General features: G+C 60.5%; 13 protein-coding genes. 6 read left to right on the top strand and 7 right to left on the bottom strand.

Features of this window, described 5'->3' with window-relative positions:
- The first annotated feature begins 87 nt into the window (after nt 1–87).
- Both PSH79_RS27715 and oadA read left to right on the top strand, forming a co-directional pair.
- On the top strand, nt 88–1503 hold the full coding sequence (locus PSH79_RS27715) for an acetyl-CoA carboxylase biotin carboxylase subunit (RefSeq protein ID WP_025112637.1): 1416 nt from the start codon (nt 88–90) through the stop codon (nt 1501–1503).
- A gap of 11 nt (nt 1504–1514) precedes the next feature.
- The gene (gene oadA, locus PSH79_RS27710) at nt 1515–3323 is read left to right on the top strand and encodes a sodium-extruding oxaloacetate decarboxylase subunit alpha (RefSeq protein WP_305440554.1); all 1809 of its coding nucleotides are present in this window, start codon (nt 1515–1517) and stop codon (nt 3321–3323) included.
- A gap of 200 nt (nt 3324–3523) precedes the next feature.
- Here the strand turns inward: oadA and PSH79_RS27705 are convergent, their stop codons facing one another.
- From PSH79_RS27705 to PSH79_RS27690, 4 genes are all read right to left on the bottom strand, one after another.
- Nucleotides 3524–5017 carry an autotransporter domain-containing protein gene (locus PSH79_RS27705; protein WP_370872595.1) on the bottom strand — a complete coding sequence of 498 codons (1494 nt, stop codon included), beginning with the start codon at nt 5015–5017 and terminating at the stop codon, nt 3524–3526.
- Between the two features lie 199 nt (nt 5018–5216).
- A complete protein-coding gene (locus PSH79_RS27700; RefSeq protein ID WP_305440553.1) occupies nt 5217–8174 on the bottom strand; it encodes an autotransporter domain-containing protein in 2958 nt (985 codons plus the stop codon).
- Between the two features lie 85 nt (nt 8175–8259).
- Entirely contained in the window at nt 8260–9096 is an 837-nt protein-coding gene (locus tag PSH79_RS27695) for an amino acid ABC transporter permease (protein WP_095191932.1), read from the bottom strand.
- A complete protein-coding gene (locus PSH79_RS27690; RefSeq protein ID WP_305440551.1) occupies nt 9093–9914 on the bottom strand; it encodes an ABC transporter substrate-binding protein in 822 nt (273 codons plus the stop codon). Before PSH79_RS27690 ends, PSH79_RS27695 begins: the two co-directional genes overlap by 4 nt.
- A gap of 113 nt (nt 9915–10027) precedes the next feature.
- On the opposite strand from PSH79_RS27690, the gene PSH79_RS27685 reads away from it, so the two are divergent.
- The 4 genes from PSH79_RS27685 to PSH79_RS27670 all read left to right on the top strand — a co-directional run bounded on the left by PSH79_RS27685 (nt 10028) and on the right by PSH79_RS27670 (nt 13603).
- Nucleotides 10028–10927: a homocysteine S-methyltransferase family protein gene (locus PSH79_RS27685; RefSeq protein ID WP_305440550.1), complete on the top strand. Its 900-nt coding sequence runs from the start codon at nt 10028–10030 to the stop codon at nt 10925–10927.
- Between the two features lie 503 nt (nt 10928–11430).
- Nucleotides 11431–11796 carry a DUF6124 family protein gene (locus PSH79_RS27680; RefSeq protein WP_305440549.1) on the top strand — a complete coding sequence of 122 codons (366 nt, stop codon included), beginning with the start codon at nt 11431–11433 and terminating at the stop codon, nt 11794–11796.
- 179 nt (nt 11797–11975) lie between these two features.
- Nucleotides 11976–13328, top strand: coding sequence for a HipA domain-containing protein (locus tag PSH79_RS27675; RefSeq protein WP_305444113.1), 1353 nt, complete (start codon nt 11976–11978; stop codon nt 13326–13328).
- Nucleotides 13325–13603, top strand: a complete 279-nt coding sequence (locus tag PSH79_RS27670) for a helix-turn-helix domain-containing protein (RefSeq protein ID WP_150603600.1) — start codon at nt 13325–13327, stop codon at nt 13601–13603. Before PSH79_RS27675 ends, PSH79_RS27670 begins: the two co-directional genes overlap by 4 nt.
- Before the next feature lie 86 nt (nt 13604–13689).
- On the opposite strand, the gene PSH79_RS27665 is transcribed toward PSH79_RS27670, so the two are convergent.
- From PSH79_RS27665 to PSH79_RS27655, 3 genes are read right to left on the bottom strand one after another with little or no spacing between them, the layout of a single operon-like run.
- The gene (locus tag PSH79_RS27665; RefSeq protein WP_305440548.1) at nt 13690–14361 is read right to left on the bottom strand and encodes a GNAT family N-acetyltransferase; all 672 of its coding nucleotides are present in this window, start codon (nt 14359–14361) and stop codon (nt 13690–13692) included.
- A 12-nt stretch (nt 14362–14373) separates the two neighbouring features.
- Nucleotides 14374–14820, bottom strand: coding sequence for a GNAT family N-acetyltransferase (locus tag PSH79_RS27660; RefSeq protein ID WP_305440546.1), 447 nt, complete (start codon nt 14818–14820; stop codon nt 14374–14376).
- A 10-nt stretch (nt 14821–14830) separates the two neighbouring features.
- Complete coding sequence (locus tag PSH79_RS27655) at nt 14831–15454, bottom strand: FMN-binding negative transcriptional regulator (RefSeq protein WP_305440544.1); 624 nt, start codon at nt 15452–15454, stop codon at nt 14831–14833.
- Nucleotides 15455–15459: the final 5 nt, after the last annotated feature.

The raw sequence follows: 15459 nt of genomic DNA, 5'->3' as shown, positions 1-15459 counted from the left end.
GGGGTCGCGACTAAATTGAAACATTTGGTCACGCGTCGACCTGGGTCTAGCAGGTCGTGGTGCCACCGGCTCAAGGGGAACCTCCAAGTGATAACAAAGATCCTGATCGCCAACCGTGGTGAGATTGCCGTACGAATCGTGCGAGCCTGCGCCGAGATGGGCATTCGCTCGGTTGCGATTTTTTCCGACGCCGACCGCCATGCGTTGCATGTGAAGCGTGCGGACGAGGCCCACAGCATCGGTGCCGAGCCACTGGCCGGTTACCTCAACCCGCGCAAGCTGGTGAACCTGGCCGTGGAAACGGGCTGTGATGCACTGCACCCCGGTTACGGTTTTCTCTCGGAAAACGCCGAACTGGCCGACATCTGCGCCGAACGCGGAATCAAATTCATTGGCCCGTCGGCAGAAGTCATTCGCCGCATGGGCGACAAGACCGAAGCACGCCGCAGCATGATCAAGGCCGGCGTGCCGGTCACGCCGGGCACTGAAGGCAACGTCGCGGATATCGAAGAGGCGTTGGCTGAAGGTGACCGCATTGGTTACCCGGTGATGCTCAAGGCCACTTCCGGTGGTGGCGGTCGCGGTATCCGTCGCTGCAACAGCCGCGAAGAACTCGAACAGAATTTCCCTCGCGTCATCTCTGAGGCCACCAAGGCCTTCGGTTCGGCGGAAGTGTTCCTGGAAAAATGCATCGTCAATCCCAAGCACATCGAAGCGCAGATCCTCGGCGACAGTTTCGGCAACGTCGTGCACCTGTTCGAGCGTGACTGCTCGATCCAGCGGCGCAACCAGAAACTGATCGAAATCGCGCCCAGCCCGCAACTGACCCCGGAACAGCGCGCCTACATCGGCGATCTGTCGGTGCGTGCGGCCAAGGCTGTGGGTTACGAGAACGCCGGCACCGTGGAGTTCCTGCTCGCCGAGGGCGAGGTGTACTTCATGGAGATGAACACCCGGGTGCAGGTGGAACACACCATCACCGAAGAAATCACCGGGATCGACATCGTCCGCGAACAGATCCGCATCGCCTCCGGCCTGCCGCTGTCGGTGAAACAGGAAGACATCCAGCACCGTGGTTTCGCGTTGCAGTTTCGCATCAACGCCGAAGACCCGAAAAACAACTTCTTGCCGAGCTTCGGCAAGATTACCCGTTACTACGCCCCCGGTGGCCCGGGCGTGCGAACTGACACGGCGATCTACACCGGTTACACCATCCCGCCGTTCTACGACTCGATGTGCCTGAAACTGGTGGTCTGGGCGCTGACCTGGGAAGAGGCCATGGATCGTGGCCTGCGCGCCCTCGACGACATGCGTCTGCAAGGCGTGAAGACCACCGCCGCTTACTACCAGGAAATCCTGCGCAACCCGGAATTCCGTAGCGGCCAGTTCAATACCAGCTTCGTTGAAAGCCACCCTGAACTGACCAACTACTCGATCAAGCGCAAACCCGAAGAGCTGGCCCTGGCCATCGCTGCCGCCATCGCCGCCCACGCAGGCCTGTGAGGAATAGAACAATGAGCAAAAAGATCTTCGTAACCGACACCATCCTGCGCGACGCCCACCAATCGCTGCTCGCCACCCGCATGCGCACCGAAGACATGCTGCCGATCTGCGACAAGCTCGACAAAGTCGGCTACTGGTCGCTGGAATGCTGGGGCGGCGCGACCTTCGACGCCTGTGTACGTTTTCTCAAGGAAGACCCGTGGGAACGTCTGCGCCAACTGCGCGCCGCGCTGCCTAACACGCGTCTGCAAATGCTCCTGCGTGGCCAGAACCTGCTGGGCTACCGCCACTACAGCGACGACGTGGTCAAAGCCTTCGTCGCCAAGGCAGCGGTCAACGGCATCGACGTGTTCCGCATTTTCGACGCGATGAACGACGTGCGTAACCTGCGCGTGGCCATCGAAGCGGTTAAAGCGGCAGGCAAACACGCCCAGGGCACCATCGCGTACACCACCAGCCCGGTGCACACCATCGACGCCTTCGTGACCCAGGCCAAACAAATGGAAGCCATGGGTTGTGATTCGGTGGCGATCAAGGACATGGCCGGTCTGCTGACCCCGTACGCCACTGGCGAACTGGTCCGCGCGCTGAAAGCCGAGCAATCGCTGCCGGTGTTCATCCACTCCCACGACACCGCCGGTCTGGCGACCATGTGTCAGCTCAAGGCCATCGAAAACGGCGCCGATCACATCGACACCGCGATCTCCAGCTTCGCCTCGGGCACCAGCCACCCGGGCACCGAGTCGATGGTCGCTGCCCTTAAAGGCACCGAATACGACACCGGTCTGAACCTGGAGCTGCTGCAAGAAATCGGCCTGTACTTCTACGCCGTGCGCAAGAAGTACCACCAGTTTGAAAGCGAATTCACCGCCGTCGATACCCGTGTGCAAGTCAACCAAGTGCCGGGCGGGATGATCTCCAACCTCGCCAACCAGTTGAAAGAGCAGGGTGCATTGAACCGCATGGCCGAAGTGCTGGCGGAAATCCCGCGTGTACGGGAAGACCTCGGTTTCCCGCCGCTCGTGACGCCGACCTCGCAGATCGTTGGCACCCAGGCGTTCTTCAACGTGCTGGCCGGCGAGCGCTACAAGACCATCACCAACGAAGTGAAGCTCTACCTGCAAGGTGGTTACGGCAAGGCGCCGGGCGTGGTCGACGAGAAGCTGCGTCGTCAGGCCATCGGCAGCGAAGAAGTCATCGACGTGCGCCCGGCCGATCTGCTCAAGCCGGAAATGACCAAGTTGCGTGCCGACATTGGTGCTCTGGCCAAGTCCGAAGAAGACGTGCTGACCTTCGCCATGTTCCCGGACATCGGCCGCAAGTTCCTCGAAGAGCGTGCCGCCGGCACCCTGACTCCGGAAGTGCTGCTGCCGATTCCAGAGGCGGGTAGCATCGCGTCGGCGGGCGGCGAGGGTGTGCCAACCGAGTTCGTCATCGACGTCCACGGCGAAACCTATCGTGTCGATATCACCGGTGTGGGCGTGAAGGCTGAAGGCAAGCGTCACTTCTACCTGTCCATCGACGGCATGCCGGAAGAAGTGGTGTTCGAACCGCTCAACGAATTCGTCAGCGGTGGCAGCAGCAAGCGCAAGCAGGCCTCTGCACCGGGCCACGTCAGCACCACCATGCCGGGCAACATCGTCGATGTGCTGGTCAAGGAAGGCGACACCGTCAAGGCTGGCCAGGCTGTGCTGATCACTGAAGCCATGAAGATGGAAACTGAAGTGCAGGCGGCCATCGCCGGCAAGGTCACCGCCATTCATGTCGCCAAGGGCGACCGGGTGAATCCGGGCGAAATCCTGATCGAGATCGAAGGCTGAGATAACCGCCGCGATACAACGCTTTAAACCTCGGGGGGGCATGTGCTCCCCTTTTTTTTCTTCCGGGATTTGTCTGACTCACACAGATCCCCTGTGGGAGCGAGCCTGCTCGCGATAGCGGCGGATCAGCCAACACTTATAGCGACTGACACTCAGTCATCGCGAGCAGGCTCAGTCCTACGATGAAGGCGTTCAGTTCATCAGAACGCCATTCGCCACTGGCCCATCACACCATGGTTGCGGCTTTCTTTGCCGTACTCTGTGGTGACGCCCACCCCCAGTGTGTGATTGGCCGACAGACCAAGGTCGAGGCCGGCGTCGATGCCCAGACTGTTGCGATCCAGCGCGGCACCGGCCACTTCGAAGCGCTTGCCACCCTTGACCAGTTGCTGGCGAGTATCGCTGTCGAGCTCGCCGAATGTGTGTTTCCAGCCGGCGGCGAATCGCGGCGTCAGGCTCATGCCGTTGTCCAGTCGGCTGATTTTTGCTGCACGCAGGCCGAAGGTGCTGCTGAGGTTGTCGCGGGTTTGCCCGAACACCTTCAGCGCCGCATCGCCGCCTTTTTCGCTGTAGCTGTCACGTTGATAACGCTGATAGCCGAGACTGGCGAACGGTTCGAGCGTGACGTTGTTACGGCCCAGATTGAAGCCCAGTTCGGCAAAAGCTTGCTGGGTGTTGGCGTCGTAGTCCCCTTTGAGCCGGTCGCTGAATCCCTTGAACGCCACTCGACGTTTGCTGCTGCCGTCATGGCTGGCGTAGGTCGCCCCGAGGCGCAGGGCCAACGGGCCGTCCTGGCGCACGGCATAGGCGCCGAGGTGCCAACTGTCGAGGTTGCCATCGTACTGGCGGGCGTCGAGTTTGGTCTGGGATTTGCCACCCAGCAGACCGACATGCCATTGCTCATCGAGCCGCCAGTCAGCGCCCATGACCAGACCTTGGGTGGCGTGTTTCAAGTTGCTGTTGAATTCGTGATCGACCTTGCCGCCATGGCCGAGGGCCTGAATCCACACTCGACCAGAGTCTGCGCTGCCGGCAGCCTGCCGAGGGGCGTTGCCGACGCCGTTGCCGGAGCGGTCATTGAGTTGGCGCATGGCGGAAAGCATGCTTGAGCTCACGGGCGTGACGGCGCTCAATGTGGCTTTGGCGAGGTTGGCGTTGCTGCCGGCGGCGAGTTGTTCGAGGGCCATACCGGCCTTTTGTTCGTCGGTGTCGAGCAGGGCCGAGACAGCGCTATTCGACGGTGCGGCAGGGCTAATAGCGTTCGCCGGCTGGTCGGATGATTCAGGTTGTTGGGGTGTGTCGAGTGGAGAGGGCGTTTCTTCAAGGCTGAGTTCGAGCGCCCGAGCATTGGGGCTGGATGCCAAAGGCTCGACCGTCGCGTCCCTGCCGGGCGCCAGCCCACCACTGGTGTCGGGAGAGGTATCACTCAGCAACTCCGTGGGTGGCACCTGATCCGGCGGTTGAGTGGATTGCCGCCCAGGTCTCTGATTAATTCCGTCATCAAGGGTGGACAGGCTGCGGGAATCAACTGGCGCCTTGGGCGTTCGTTTCCTTGGTTTTTTGGGTTTTTCTTCAGCAGCATTTTCGATGGCCTGGATGTCCGGCTCTTGTGCGAATGAAGCCTCCGTCCATCCCATTGCCAGCGCAATCGCTAATGCCAGGTGGTGGGGGCGGAATGTGTAGTGATCGGTCATTGAGTCGAGCCTCGTTGAACTGGAGACCCAACTCTATGCAGGCGCTGAAAGTTCCGATGTCGGCTGCTTCCCGCAGCCTTGCAGGCGACATCGCATCGTGGTGTCGAAATCTTCCAGCAGATCCGGAATCGGTGTTTTTAACCCGCGGCACCGACTCTTTTTCCTACGCGCAATCAAGGCCCCCGCCGGCTGTTCAACCTCAAAAACTCATCTGCCACTGCCCAATCAACCCATGATTGCGACTGTTGCTGCCGATCTCACCGCTGTATCCAACACCCAGCGTGTGTCGCGCCGAAATCCCCACGTCCAGCCCGGCCTCCAACACCAGGCTGTCACGATCCAGCGAACTGCCGTCCACATTGAACGCCGTACCGCCGACCACGAAGGCCTGCCGTGTCGAGCTGCTGACATCCCCATAGGTGTGCTTCCAGCCGGCGGCCATGCGCGGTGTCACGCTCATGCCGTTGTCCAGGCTGCTCAGGTGCGCCAGGCGCAGGCCGAAGGTGCTGCTGAAGTTGTCCTGCGTCTGGCTGTCGACTTGCAGCGCCGCGGCGCCACCCTTTTCCCGGTAGCTGTCGCGGTGGTAGCGCTGGTAGCCGAGGCTGGCGAACGGTTCGGCGCTGAGGCGGCCGCTGCCCATGGCGTAACCGAGTTCGGCGAAAGCTTGCTGGCTGTCAGCGTCGTAGTCGCCTTTGGGGCGATCACTGAAACCGTTGAAAGCGATAGTGCGTTTGCTTTCACCTTGATGGCCGCTGTACGCCGCGCCAAGGCGCAGAGAGATCGGGCCGTTTTGATGCAGGGCATAGACGCCGGCATGCCAGCTCTCGACATTGCCATCGACGCCAGTGGCGTCCAGATCGGTTTTCGAATATCCGCCAAGCACGCCCAGTCGCCACTGCGGGTTCAGCGACCAGTCGGCACCGAGTACGCTGCCTTTGGTGCGTTGTTCCAGACCGCTGCTGCCGTGTTCGCCGTCGAGCTTGCCGTAGCCGCCGATACCTTGCAGCCAGAGGCGGCCGCGAGCGTTTGGATCATTCAGGTTGCACGCTGCGGATGGCACGCCGTTCGCCGCCAACACCGGTGTGTCGCGCTGATCGAGGCCGACCATCAGTCCCGGGCTGCCACCGATTTGCTGCATCGCCGAGAGCATGCTGCTACCGACCTGGCTGCTGGCACTGAGGGTGGCGCTGGTCAGGTTGGCGTTGCTGGCGCCGGCCAGTTGCTCGATCGCCGCGCCGGCCGTGCTTTGGGTGGTGTTGAGCAAGGCGTTGTACAGCGCGTTGTTCTTGCCCATTGAGACCAGGCTGGTGGCGGCGTTGCTGCCGTTGCCCGTGGCGGCGAAATCATTGAAAGCCACGTCGTTGCGGGTGTACGTCAGGTCGATTTGCGTCGGCGTGTAGGCCAGCGTCGGCGTGAGGAATGCGTAGTCGCTGGTGACCTTGCCGAAGGTGCCGTTGACCTGCGCGGCTTGCAGCACGGTGTAATGGCTCTGCCATGGATAGGTGCCGCTACCGGGACTCACCGCCAGGGTCGCGCCGTTCAGATTCGCGGTGCCGCCGACTTGCACTGGCGCGCTGCTGCCATCGGCATTGACGCCGTAGGCAAGGGTGGCGGCGCTGCTCAGGTTCAGGTCATGAACAATCGTCGCGCGGCCGAGGCTGGTGTCAGTGCGCAAGGTGCCGTTGACATTGAGGCTGCCCACCGAACCGCCCCCGGCATACACACCACCGGCATCCACGGTGAGGTCGCCGGCGAGACCACCCTGGTTGATCAGCGTCGCGCCGTTGCGCACTGCGCCGCCATCACTGAAATCGCCAGTGCCGGTCAGCGTCCATGCGCCTTGCTTGACCTCCAGCCACTCGAAGTGGCGGCTCTCGCCGAAGCTGCCACCCGCCGCGTCGTCCATCACCACCCGGTCATAACCGCTGCCGCCATCGACGGCACCGACGAAGCGGCTGCCGTTGCGCAGGGTCAGGCTGTCGTTGCCAGCGCCCATGTCCAGCGCCAGGCCATTGCTGCCGCTGAGGGTGCCGCCGTTGACGACGTTGTCAGCGAACTCGCCGACGAACTTCACGCCAAAACCGTCGAGCCCCTGGATGGTGCCGAAGTTCTCCAGCGTGGTCGCCGCCAGCCCCGAACCGCCGCTGCCGTCATCGACCAGAATCGCGCTGGTGGCGCCGCTGATCATCGCGCCGTTGGCGTTGAGAATGTAGCCGCCGCCAAGGGCGATGCCTTCGCTGCCGTTGGCGAAACCACCCTTGTCCACGCCGCCCGCGCCGACGCCTTGAAGGGTGCCGTAGTTTTCGATGTGGGCGATCTTGTCGATGTCCACGCCGTCGCCATCGCCGTTGGCTTGCAACCCTGAGTAGGCGCCGGTGATGGTGCCGTGGTTGATCACCGTGCCATCGCCATCGGAACCGAAGCCCGAGCCGTTGCGCCCGGTGATTTGCCCGTAGTTGACCAGCGTCGCGCCGAGGTCGGTGGTGATGCCGTGACGACCGCCGGAAATGACGCCGTAGTTGGTGATCGAAACGCCCGTCGCCGTATCGATGTCGATACCGTCGTACTTCTGGTCGGCGTTATGCGAGTCTCCCGTGGAAATCTCGCCGTAGTTGGTAATCGTCGCGTTGGCGCCGGTCTTCATGCCGTCGCTGGCGTTGCCGCGAATCAGTGCGCCTGTGCGGTTGATGATCGTGGTTTTCACCCCGTCGCTGCGCAGTGCATCCAGATCCAGCCCTTGGCCGGTGGTCGAACGGATGATGCCGCTGTTGTCGATCAACAGACTGCCACTGACGAAGTTGCTGTCGATGCGCAAGGCATCGTTGGCGCCGAGAATCTGCCCACCGCTGCGGTTGTAGAGGGCGTAGTTGCGCGCCTGGGTCAGGTCGCCACTGCTGTCGATGGCTCGGCCACCGCTGGAAATGATCTTGCCGGCGTTATCGATCACCACACCGGCGCCGCTGGTGCCGTCCTTCAGGCTGACGGCCTTGCCACTGTTGGTGATGCTGCCCGGCGCCGAAATCGTCAGCGTATCGCTGCCGCCCAGCGTTTGCGAAGCGGTGGTGGCGGTGTCGATCTGCACGGTTTTGCCGTGGGCGGCCGTGGTGGCGATCAACAGGGCGATGGCGAGGGACAGGCGCTGAGGCGGGAAGGGCATGGACGGACGGCCTTTTGTTATGTGCGGGCCGTCCTGTATAGCGGTGGGTTTTTACAGAATGATGTCTGCGGTGTTGCAGAACACCTTAAGTCCGGCGCTCGTATGCCTTGCCGTAATGCCGCTCCATGCGCGCCTGAATCAGCTCCAGCCCGATCGACATCACCCAGTAAATGATCGCCGCGGTCGTGAGCATTTCAATGTAGCGATAGCTTGAGCGGCCATACGACTGCGCCAGAAACATCACTTCCCAAACGCCCATCACCGAGATCAGCGACGAGTCTTTGAGCATCGAAATGAATTGGTTGGTGGTCGGCGGGATGATCGTGCGCATCGCCTGGGGCAGGGTGATGCGCCAGAAAATCACGCTCTCGCGCATGCCCAGCGCCAGCGACGCTTCGCGTTGGCCGTAAGGAACGCCGAGGATGCCGGCGCGGAAAATCTCGCTGAGATAGGCGCCGTAGTTCAACGACAAGGCGATGATCCCGGCAACGATAGCGCCGGGCACGATGCCCAATTGCGGCAAGCCGAGGTAGATCAGCAGGATCTGGATCAGCAGTGGCGTGCCGCGAAAGAACGAGGCGTAGAAACTGGCGATACCGAAGGCCACAGCGCTTTTCGACAGTCGCGCCAAAGCCGTCACGAAGCCCAGCAATGACGACGTGACGATCGAGCATACGCACAGAAACAACGTCAGCGCCGCACCTTGCAAGAAGCCGTTGGGTGCCAGCTTGAGGCCGACCAGGTTGGGCAGCTTGTCGAGGATGATCGAGAACTTCAGGTCGAAGCTCAGGAAGAACCCGGCGAACAGGCAGAACATCACCGCCCAGGTCAGGTACAGCCGCGTACGAAATCCGAAGAGCCGGCGCAGACGTGATTCAGCCACCGGTTGCGGTGGCTGGGGTGGAGTCGGGAAAGAAGTCATTGACTGATGTCGGCGCCGATCCATTTCTGCGAGAGCTTGCTCAGGGTGCCGTCCTGCTTGAGTTGGGCAAACACCTCGCGCACTTTCGCATCCCACTGGGCGTCACCCTTTTCGATGGCCACCGAGTTCGGCTCCGAGTACAGCGCTTCGCCAGCAAGCTTGAAGCGTTTGTCTTCATTCAGGCGCGGCTGGGCAGTGACGAGGTTGGTGAGGATCGCATCCAGACGCACGCCGGCACCCAGGCCCAAGTCCTGGAAGGCGACGTTGTCGGTGTCATACGGGGCGATCTGCACATCCTCGAACGGGTACTGCAACTGCGTGTCTTCCGCGCCTTCGATGACCAGATTCTTGTTCAGATAACTTTCGTAGCTGGAGGCGCTGGTGAGGCCGACTTTCTTGCCGCTCAGGTCCTTGGCGCTGTGGATGCGATCATCCTTGGCGTTGACCACGATCACGGCTGGCGAGGCGTAGTACTCGACCGGGAAATCGAAGACCTCGGCGCGGGCCTTGCTCGGGGTCATCGAGCAGATGCAGATGTCGTAACGCCCGCTCCAGCGGCCGGCGGCGATGACGTCCCAGGACGGCGTTTCGAGGCGCAGCTTGACCCCGAGTTTGTCCGCCACGGCTTTGGCAACATCAACGTCGAAGCCGTCGAGCTGGTTTTGCTCGTTGAGGAACGAGAACGGCGGATAGCTTTCCATCAGCACGCCAACCAGTTCTTTTTTCTGCTCGACGCGATCCAGCGTGGCGCCGCCAAAGGCTTGCGTGGAGGCGGCCAGAATCGTCAGGCCCAGGGCCAGTAGCGGTTGAAATTTCACAGTCGATCCCTGGTTAAAAAAGAGGTTGTTATTAACGGAATGGTGCGTATTAAATAGTTATAAGAACGACTCTGATAGTGAGTTATTTTCATAAGCTTATGAGTGAAAGGCATATGGGCGCAGCAAACACGATTATTCTCGATGGCGGCATGGGCCGTGAGTTGCAACGCGCCGGTGCGCCATTCCGACAGCCAGAGTGGTCGGCGCTGGCGCTGAGCGAAGCGCCGCAAGCGGTGGAAGCGGTACACGCCGCCTACATCGACAGCGGTGCCAATGTGATCACCAGCAACAGTTACGCGGTGGTGCCGTTCCACATCGGCGAAGAACGTTTCGCCGCTGAAGGGCAGGCGCTGGCGGCGTTGGCCGGTGAACTGGCGAGGCGTGCGGTAGAGGCTTCGGGCAAAGCCGTGCGGGTGGCGGGTTCGTTGCCGCCGTTGTTCGGCTCCTATCGTCCGGACCTGTTCGAGGCGTCCCGGGTGACGGAATTGCTCAGCCCATTGGTCAAGGGCCTGGCATCGCACGTTGACCTGTGGCTGGCGGAAACCCAGAGCTCGATTGTCGAGGCGCGCGCCATCCACGCCGGGCTGCCGCAGGACGGCAAGCCGTTCTGGTTGTCGTTTACCTTGAAGGACGAAGACACCGACGAAGTGCCGCGTTTGCGTTCCGGCGAGCCGGTGGCCGATGCGGCTGCAGTGGCCGCCGAGTTGGGCGTCGAGACGCTGTTGTTCAATTGCAGTCAGCCGGAAGTGATCGGCGCGGCGATTGATGCGGCGCGCGACACCTTCGAACGTCTGGGGGTGAAGATTCACATCGGCGCGTACGCCAATGCATTCCCACCGCAGCCTAAAGAAGCCACGGCCAACGACGGACTCGATCCGCTGCGCGAAGATCTCGATCCGCCGGGTTATCTGCATTGGGCGCTTGATTGGCAGCAGCGTGGTGCCAGTCACCTGGGCGGTTGCTGCGGGATCGGCCCGGAGCACATTGCGGTGCTGGCGCAGAAACTCGCTTAAGACAAAATCAAAAGATCGCAGCCTGCGGCAGCTCCTACAGGGTGTAGGAGCCATCCCGCATGACGGACGCATTGCGACTCCTTGAGCCTGTGCCTGATCGGCATGTAGGTGAAACAAGACAGATAAATCGCCAATTATTCTTGTGCGGTAAACCTCTGTCGTCGCTCTTGTTTAAAGCCTGTTGGCTTTACGTCTTGCGACCTACAAAACCTTGCGCCGCTGCCTACGCATGCACCAGAATCCGCCGGCTTGTGCGCCCTGGGCGGGCTGCGTAACTTGATCGGGTCACTGATTTCCAGTGATCGGGTTTAGCAGCCCGGCTTCATTTCAATCTGGTTGCACAAGTCTCATTCAGTCAGGCATTTGCCTGCGCTTGATGGTGGCTGTGCGCATGGCACCTTCGGGTGCGCCGGGTTGGGGATTGACCGGTCTGCTAACTTGCGCACAGCCGCCACCCTATCGTTTAGCAGCGGGATGGTGCGGCCTCACAGAGGTATATCCCCATGTTCAAAGTAACGCCAAACCCGCCGATCCCTGATCCGGCATCCCCCTACGAATCGCCCGATTCAAAGAAATTCCACGAAGCCGCCGAGCGCGCCCTCGATCACTATCTCGGCCCATCACCGGCCGACATCATGGCCGCGCCTTACAAACCCAACACGCTGTACATGGCAAGTCCCGAGGCCGACAACGAGTCGCTGCTGGCAGATGCCAGTGCAACCCTCGGCTCGGCCACCGTCATCATCAACAACCATATCGCGCAGGTTGAAGGTACCCACCGCAAAACCCTGCAAGGCATCGCTCAGGTGGTGATGCTGGCAGAGCTGGCGGTTAATCGGGTGCTGGACAGGTTAGTGCCAACGGAGTGATCAACGCGCTGGCGGTGCATGCGCATGTTCCGCCAGCACATGGATTGGGAAAGACGTTGTGGGTGCTTTTCTGCATTTTGTTGCAGATGTATTCGTGGCTCTCAATTAAATATGCACTATATTGCAGTTATTACGAAAAACTCTTCGCTAAAGTGCATTTAAATGCGGGTGCAAAGCGCATGTACGACCTGACATTACAGATATTCACGGCAGGGCAATGGCATGACGCGATGATTCTGAGTTTCGCTGACCCCGAAAAGGGTTTCGAAAGTCGCTGCGATTTCGGTTATCAAACCACCTATCTCTTCGATAACTTCGACGAGATAGGGTCGCCGTTCTCAAAAGCTGTGAGTGTACGGTTCCCATTGGAATGGGATAGCCGGCGATCCGCTGTACCAGCCTTCATCCATGACATCGCTCCTGCCGGTGCGGCGAAACGTTTTCTTCTTGCTCGCGTGGGGCAAGAAAAACCCGCAGGCATCAGCGCCGATCTTTATCTGTTGGGTCGAAGTACAGCGGCACCGATCGGCAACATGCGGATAAAGGAGTCTGCCGAATCTTTGGATGAGCGAGAGCCCATTGGGTTTCAGCGTCAGGACGTGATCCTGCGTGACAACCGGTTTCTCGAGTACGCCTATGAACTGGGTGCCGCCATTGGCGGTGCGACGGGGGCGGGGGGGGAAGCACCGAAGCTTCTGTTGGCAGAGGACAAGGCCGGTCTCCTGTTCCCCGACGCAGTCCTTGAGGATTCAGACGTCAGTCAGCACTGGTTTGTGAAATTTGCCCGCAACAAAGGTAACCGGACCGATCAGGACATTTTGCGAAGTGAGTTCCACTATTACAGAGCCCTTCAGACGTTAGGCATCGAAACGGTCGCATCACAGGGGCTGGCACTGGAAGAGGCGACCAAACCCAGCTTGTGGATGCAGCGTTTTGACCGTCGGGTAACCGCTCAAGGTGTTGAGCGTTACGCAGTCGAATCGATTTATTCGCTGGCTAACGTGACAACACCAGGCAGCGCGATGGACCATTTGGACGTGATTCGCATGCTTGCCGGTCTTTGGCGTGAGGCAGGGCAAGCGAATCAGATTCCCGATCTGGTGGCGGACTACTTGCGTCGGGATCTGATCAACAAAATTCTCGGTAACTCGGATAACCATGGCCGCAATACCGCGATTATTCGTGGGGTAAGTTCGTTTCGGCTTGCTCCAATTTATGATTTGGCGCCGATGGTCATGGACGATGAAGGCATTACCCGGACGACAAAGTGGCCGAAAGCGTTGGAAAGGGCGGGTGATGTCGATTGGCGAGGTGTTTGTCGCGCATTGTCTGATATTGCTGATCCGGATGACCCCTTGGCTGCTTTGGCTGGCGCGCCGGATTTGTTCGAGCGTCTGCGTCAGGACGCACATCGCCTCGCGGCGCTTCCCGATATTTTGACTGAGAGCGGCTTGCCGGACCGAACCATGAATCACCCAGGCATTGCATTGAAAAATCTGGAACAGCGATTGAAAGGGTGGGATCTGAAATGAGCCTGACCGTTGCCGAACGCACTGTGCTTATTGAAAACATACGGGAAGCGCTGGCGCAGGGAACGCTTGAGATCGGCGAAGCCGTTCGCCGCTTGCGTATGGAAGTGACGGGTTTGCACCAAACCCAGTTTGCGAAAATGTGCAAAATTTCGGTTCGCACGTTGGTGCATATCGAACACGGTGAGGGTAATCAAACGCTGAAATCGCTGAACGCCGTGTTTCGTCCGTTTGGGATGAAGATGGGCGTTGTGCGGATTCGGCGGGATATCAGTTAAGGATCAAAAGATCGCAGCCTTCGGCAGCTCCTACACAAAGCGAATGTAGGAGCTGCCGCAGGCTGCGATCTTTTGCTTTTAAGGGGTTAGCTACGGCACTCAACCAAGCCTTTCACCTGTCCGGTCGGAGTCTGGTTTTCATCACTCAACCAGCGCTCAAACCCCGCCGCAATCGCTGGCCACTCACCATCCAGAATCGAGTACCACGCGGTGTCGCGGTTCTGGCCCTTGACCACCATGTGCTGGCGGAACACGCCTTCAAAACTGAAGCCCAACCGTTCGGCCGCGTATTTTGAGCGGGCGTTGCCGTTGTTGCACTTCCATTCGAGGCGGCGGTAGCCGAGCTCAAATGAATACTTCGCCAGCAGATAAACTGCCTCGGTGCTTTTCGGCGAACGCTGCATCGGTGCGCCGAAGGTGACGTGGCCGATTTCGATGCGGCCCTGCGCCGGCACAATCGACATCAGGCTGAGGATGCCCTGCACCTGGCCGCTGGCGCGGTCGATGACGCTGAAGAAATACGGGTCGCTGCTCGCCGCGTGGTTGTTCAGCCAGTCATTGAACACACTGCGTTCCGGGAACGGGCCGTAGGGCAAGTAATCCCAGAGTTTCGGGTCGGCGCCGGGGCCTTGCAGGGCGTTGAACAGCTCGTCGGCGTGGCGCGCCGGGTCGAGCCTTTCCAGGCGGATGAAGCGACCTTCGAGCAGTTGGGTGGTCGGGGCGGGGACGCCTTTCCAGTCGGCAAGTGAAGCAGTCATTAGCGTCTCTCCTTAAAGGGCTTTGCGAAACTGGATGAACCCCGGGCGCTCGGCGATGCGCTCGTAGAGCTGGATCGCGGTGGCGTTGGTTTCGTGGGTCAGCCAATGGACTTTGCAGCAACCGTCGGCCTTGGCCGTGGCGTAGACGTGTTCGATCAGCAAGCGACCGACGCCTGTGCCGCGAGTGTGTTCCTCGACCAGCAGGTCTTGCAGGTAGCATGAGTTTTCGATGCTCCAGTTCGAGCGATGGTAGATGTAATGCACCATGCCCACCGCTTTGCCATCCGTCCAGGCGAGCGCGGCGTGAGTCGGCTCGCCTGGGTCGAGGAAGCGCTGCCAGGTGCTGTGCGTGACGGCGTCCGGCAGTTCGCCTTTGTAGAAGCTCAGGTAAGCCTGCCACAGCGGCAGCCAGGCGGCGTGGTCGCCAGCGGTAACCGGGCGGATATCGATCTGACTCATGGTGTTTTCCTTAACGCATCAATTGGGCGAGGGTTTGGTCGTTGACCTCGGGGCTGGCCGCGAGCCCATCGCGCACACCGGCAATATCCTCGGGGCTGCGGTTCTGGCTGAGCTTGCGCTTGCCTTCGAGACGATCGATGGGAATGGCGAAACCGACGATGGCCTTGAGCATGCCGTCGATGTAATCGGCGGGGGCGTCGTCAACTTTCCACGGTTGCGCGCGGCCGGCTTCATGGCGGTCGGTGAGGGTGCTGACGATGTCGAGCAGGCGTCCGCCATCACTGAAGGTTTCAGCGTGACCATAGGCGTGGACGGCGACGTAGTTCCAGGTCGGCACGACTTTGCCGTGTTCGGCTTTGCTTGGGTAAAAGCCCGGACTGACGTAGGCGTCCGGGCCGGCAAAGATCAGCATCGCTTCGGCGCCGTCGCGCAGGTCTTTCCACTGTGGATTGGCCTTGGCCAAGTGCCCGTAGAGCGTGCCGTTTTCGCCTTGCTCGCAATGCAGCAGCACCGGCACATGGCTGGCTTGCAGACCGGCTTCGCCGTGGGTCACGAGAATGGCGAGGCGGGTGGCGAGGATCAGTTCATGAAGTTGCGATAGCTCGTCGATGGCAAAAGCGCGTGGCGTGTACATGGAGA

Source organism: Pseudomonas sp. FP2196, assembly GCF_030687715.1.
In the GTDB taxonomy this organism is placed as follows: domain Bacteria; phylum Pseudomonadota; class Gammaproteobacteria; order Pseudomonadales; family Pseudomonadaceae; genus Aquipseudomonas.
This window is presented reverse-complemented; position numbering and strand designations above follow the sequence as displayed.

Bases quoted from the DNA above. Each gene is read 5' to 3' on its own strand.
- oadA (WP_305440554.1), top strand. From the start codon at position 1,515: ATGAGCAAAAAGATCTTCGTAACCGACACCATCCTGCGCGACGCCCAC.
- PSH79_RS27660 (WP_305440546.1), bottom strand. From the start codon at position 14,820: ATGAGTCAGATCGATATCCGCCCGGTTACCGCTGGCGACCACGCCGCC.
- PSH79_RS27675 (WP_305444113.1), top strand. From the start codon at position 11,976: ATGTACGACCTGACATTACAGATATTCACGGCAGGGCAATGGCATGAC.
- PSH79_RS27705 (WP_370872595.1), bottom strand. From the start codon at position 5,017: ATGACCGATCACTACACATTCCGCCCCCACCACCTGGCATTAGCGATT.
- PSH79_RS27665 (WP_305440548.1), bottom strand. From the start codon at position 14,361: ATGACTGCTTCACTTGCCGACTGGAAAGGCGTCCCCGCCCCGACCACC.
- PSH79_RS27685 (WP_305440550.1), top strand. From the start codon at position 10,028: ATGGGCGCAGCAAACACGATTATTCTCGATGGCGGCATGGGCCGTGAG.
- PSH79_RS27700 (WP_305440553.1), bottom strand. From the start codon at position 8,174: ATGCCCTTCCCGCCTCAGCGCCTGTCCCTCGCCATCGCCCTGTTGATC.
- PSH79_RS27680 (WP_305440549.1), top strand. From the start codon at position 11,431: ATGTTCAAAGTAACGCCAAACCCGCCGATCCCTGATCCGGCATCCCCC.
- PSH79_RS27670 (WP_150603600.1), top strand. From the start codon at position 13,325: ATGAGCCTGACCGTTGCCGAACGCACTGTGCTTATTGAAAACATACGG.
- PSH79_RS27695 (WP_095191932.1), bottom strand. From the start codon at position 9,096: ATGACTTCTTTCCCGACTCCACCCCAGCCACCGCAACCGGTGGCTGAA.
- PSH79_RS27655 (WP_305440544.1), bottom strand. From the start codon at position 15,454: ATGTACACGCCACGCGCTTTTGCCATCGACGAGCTATCGCAACTTCAT.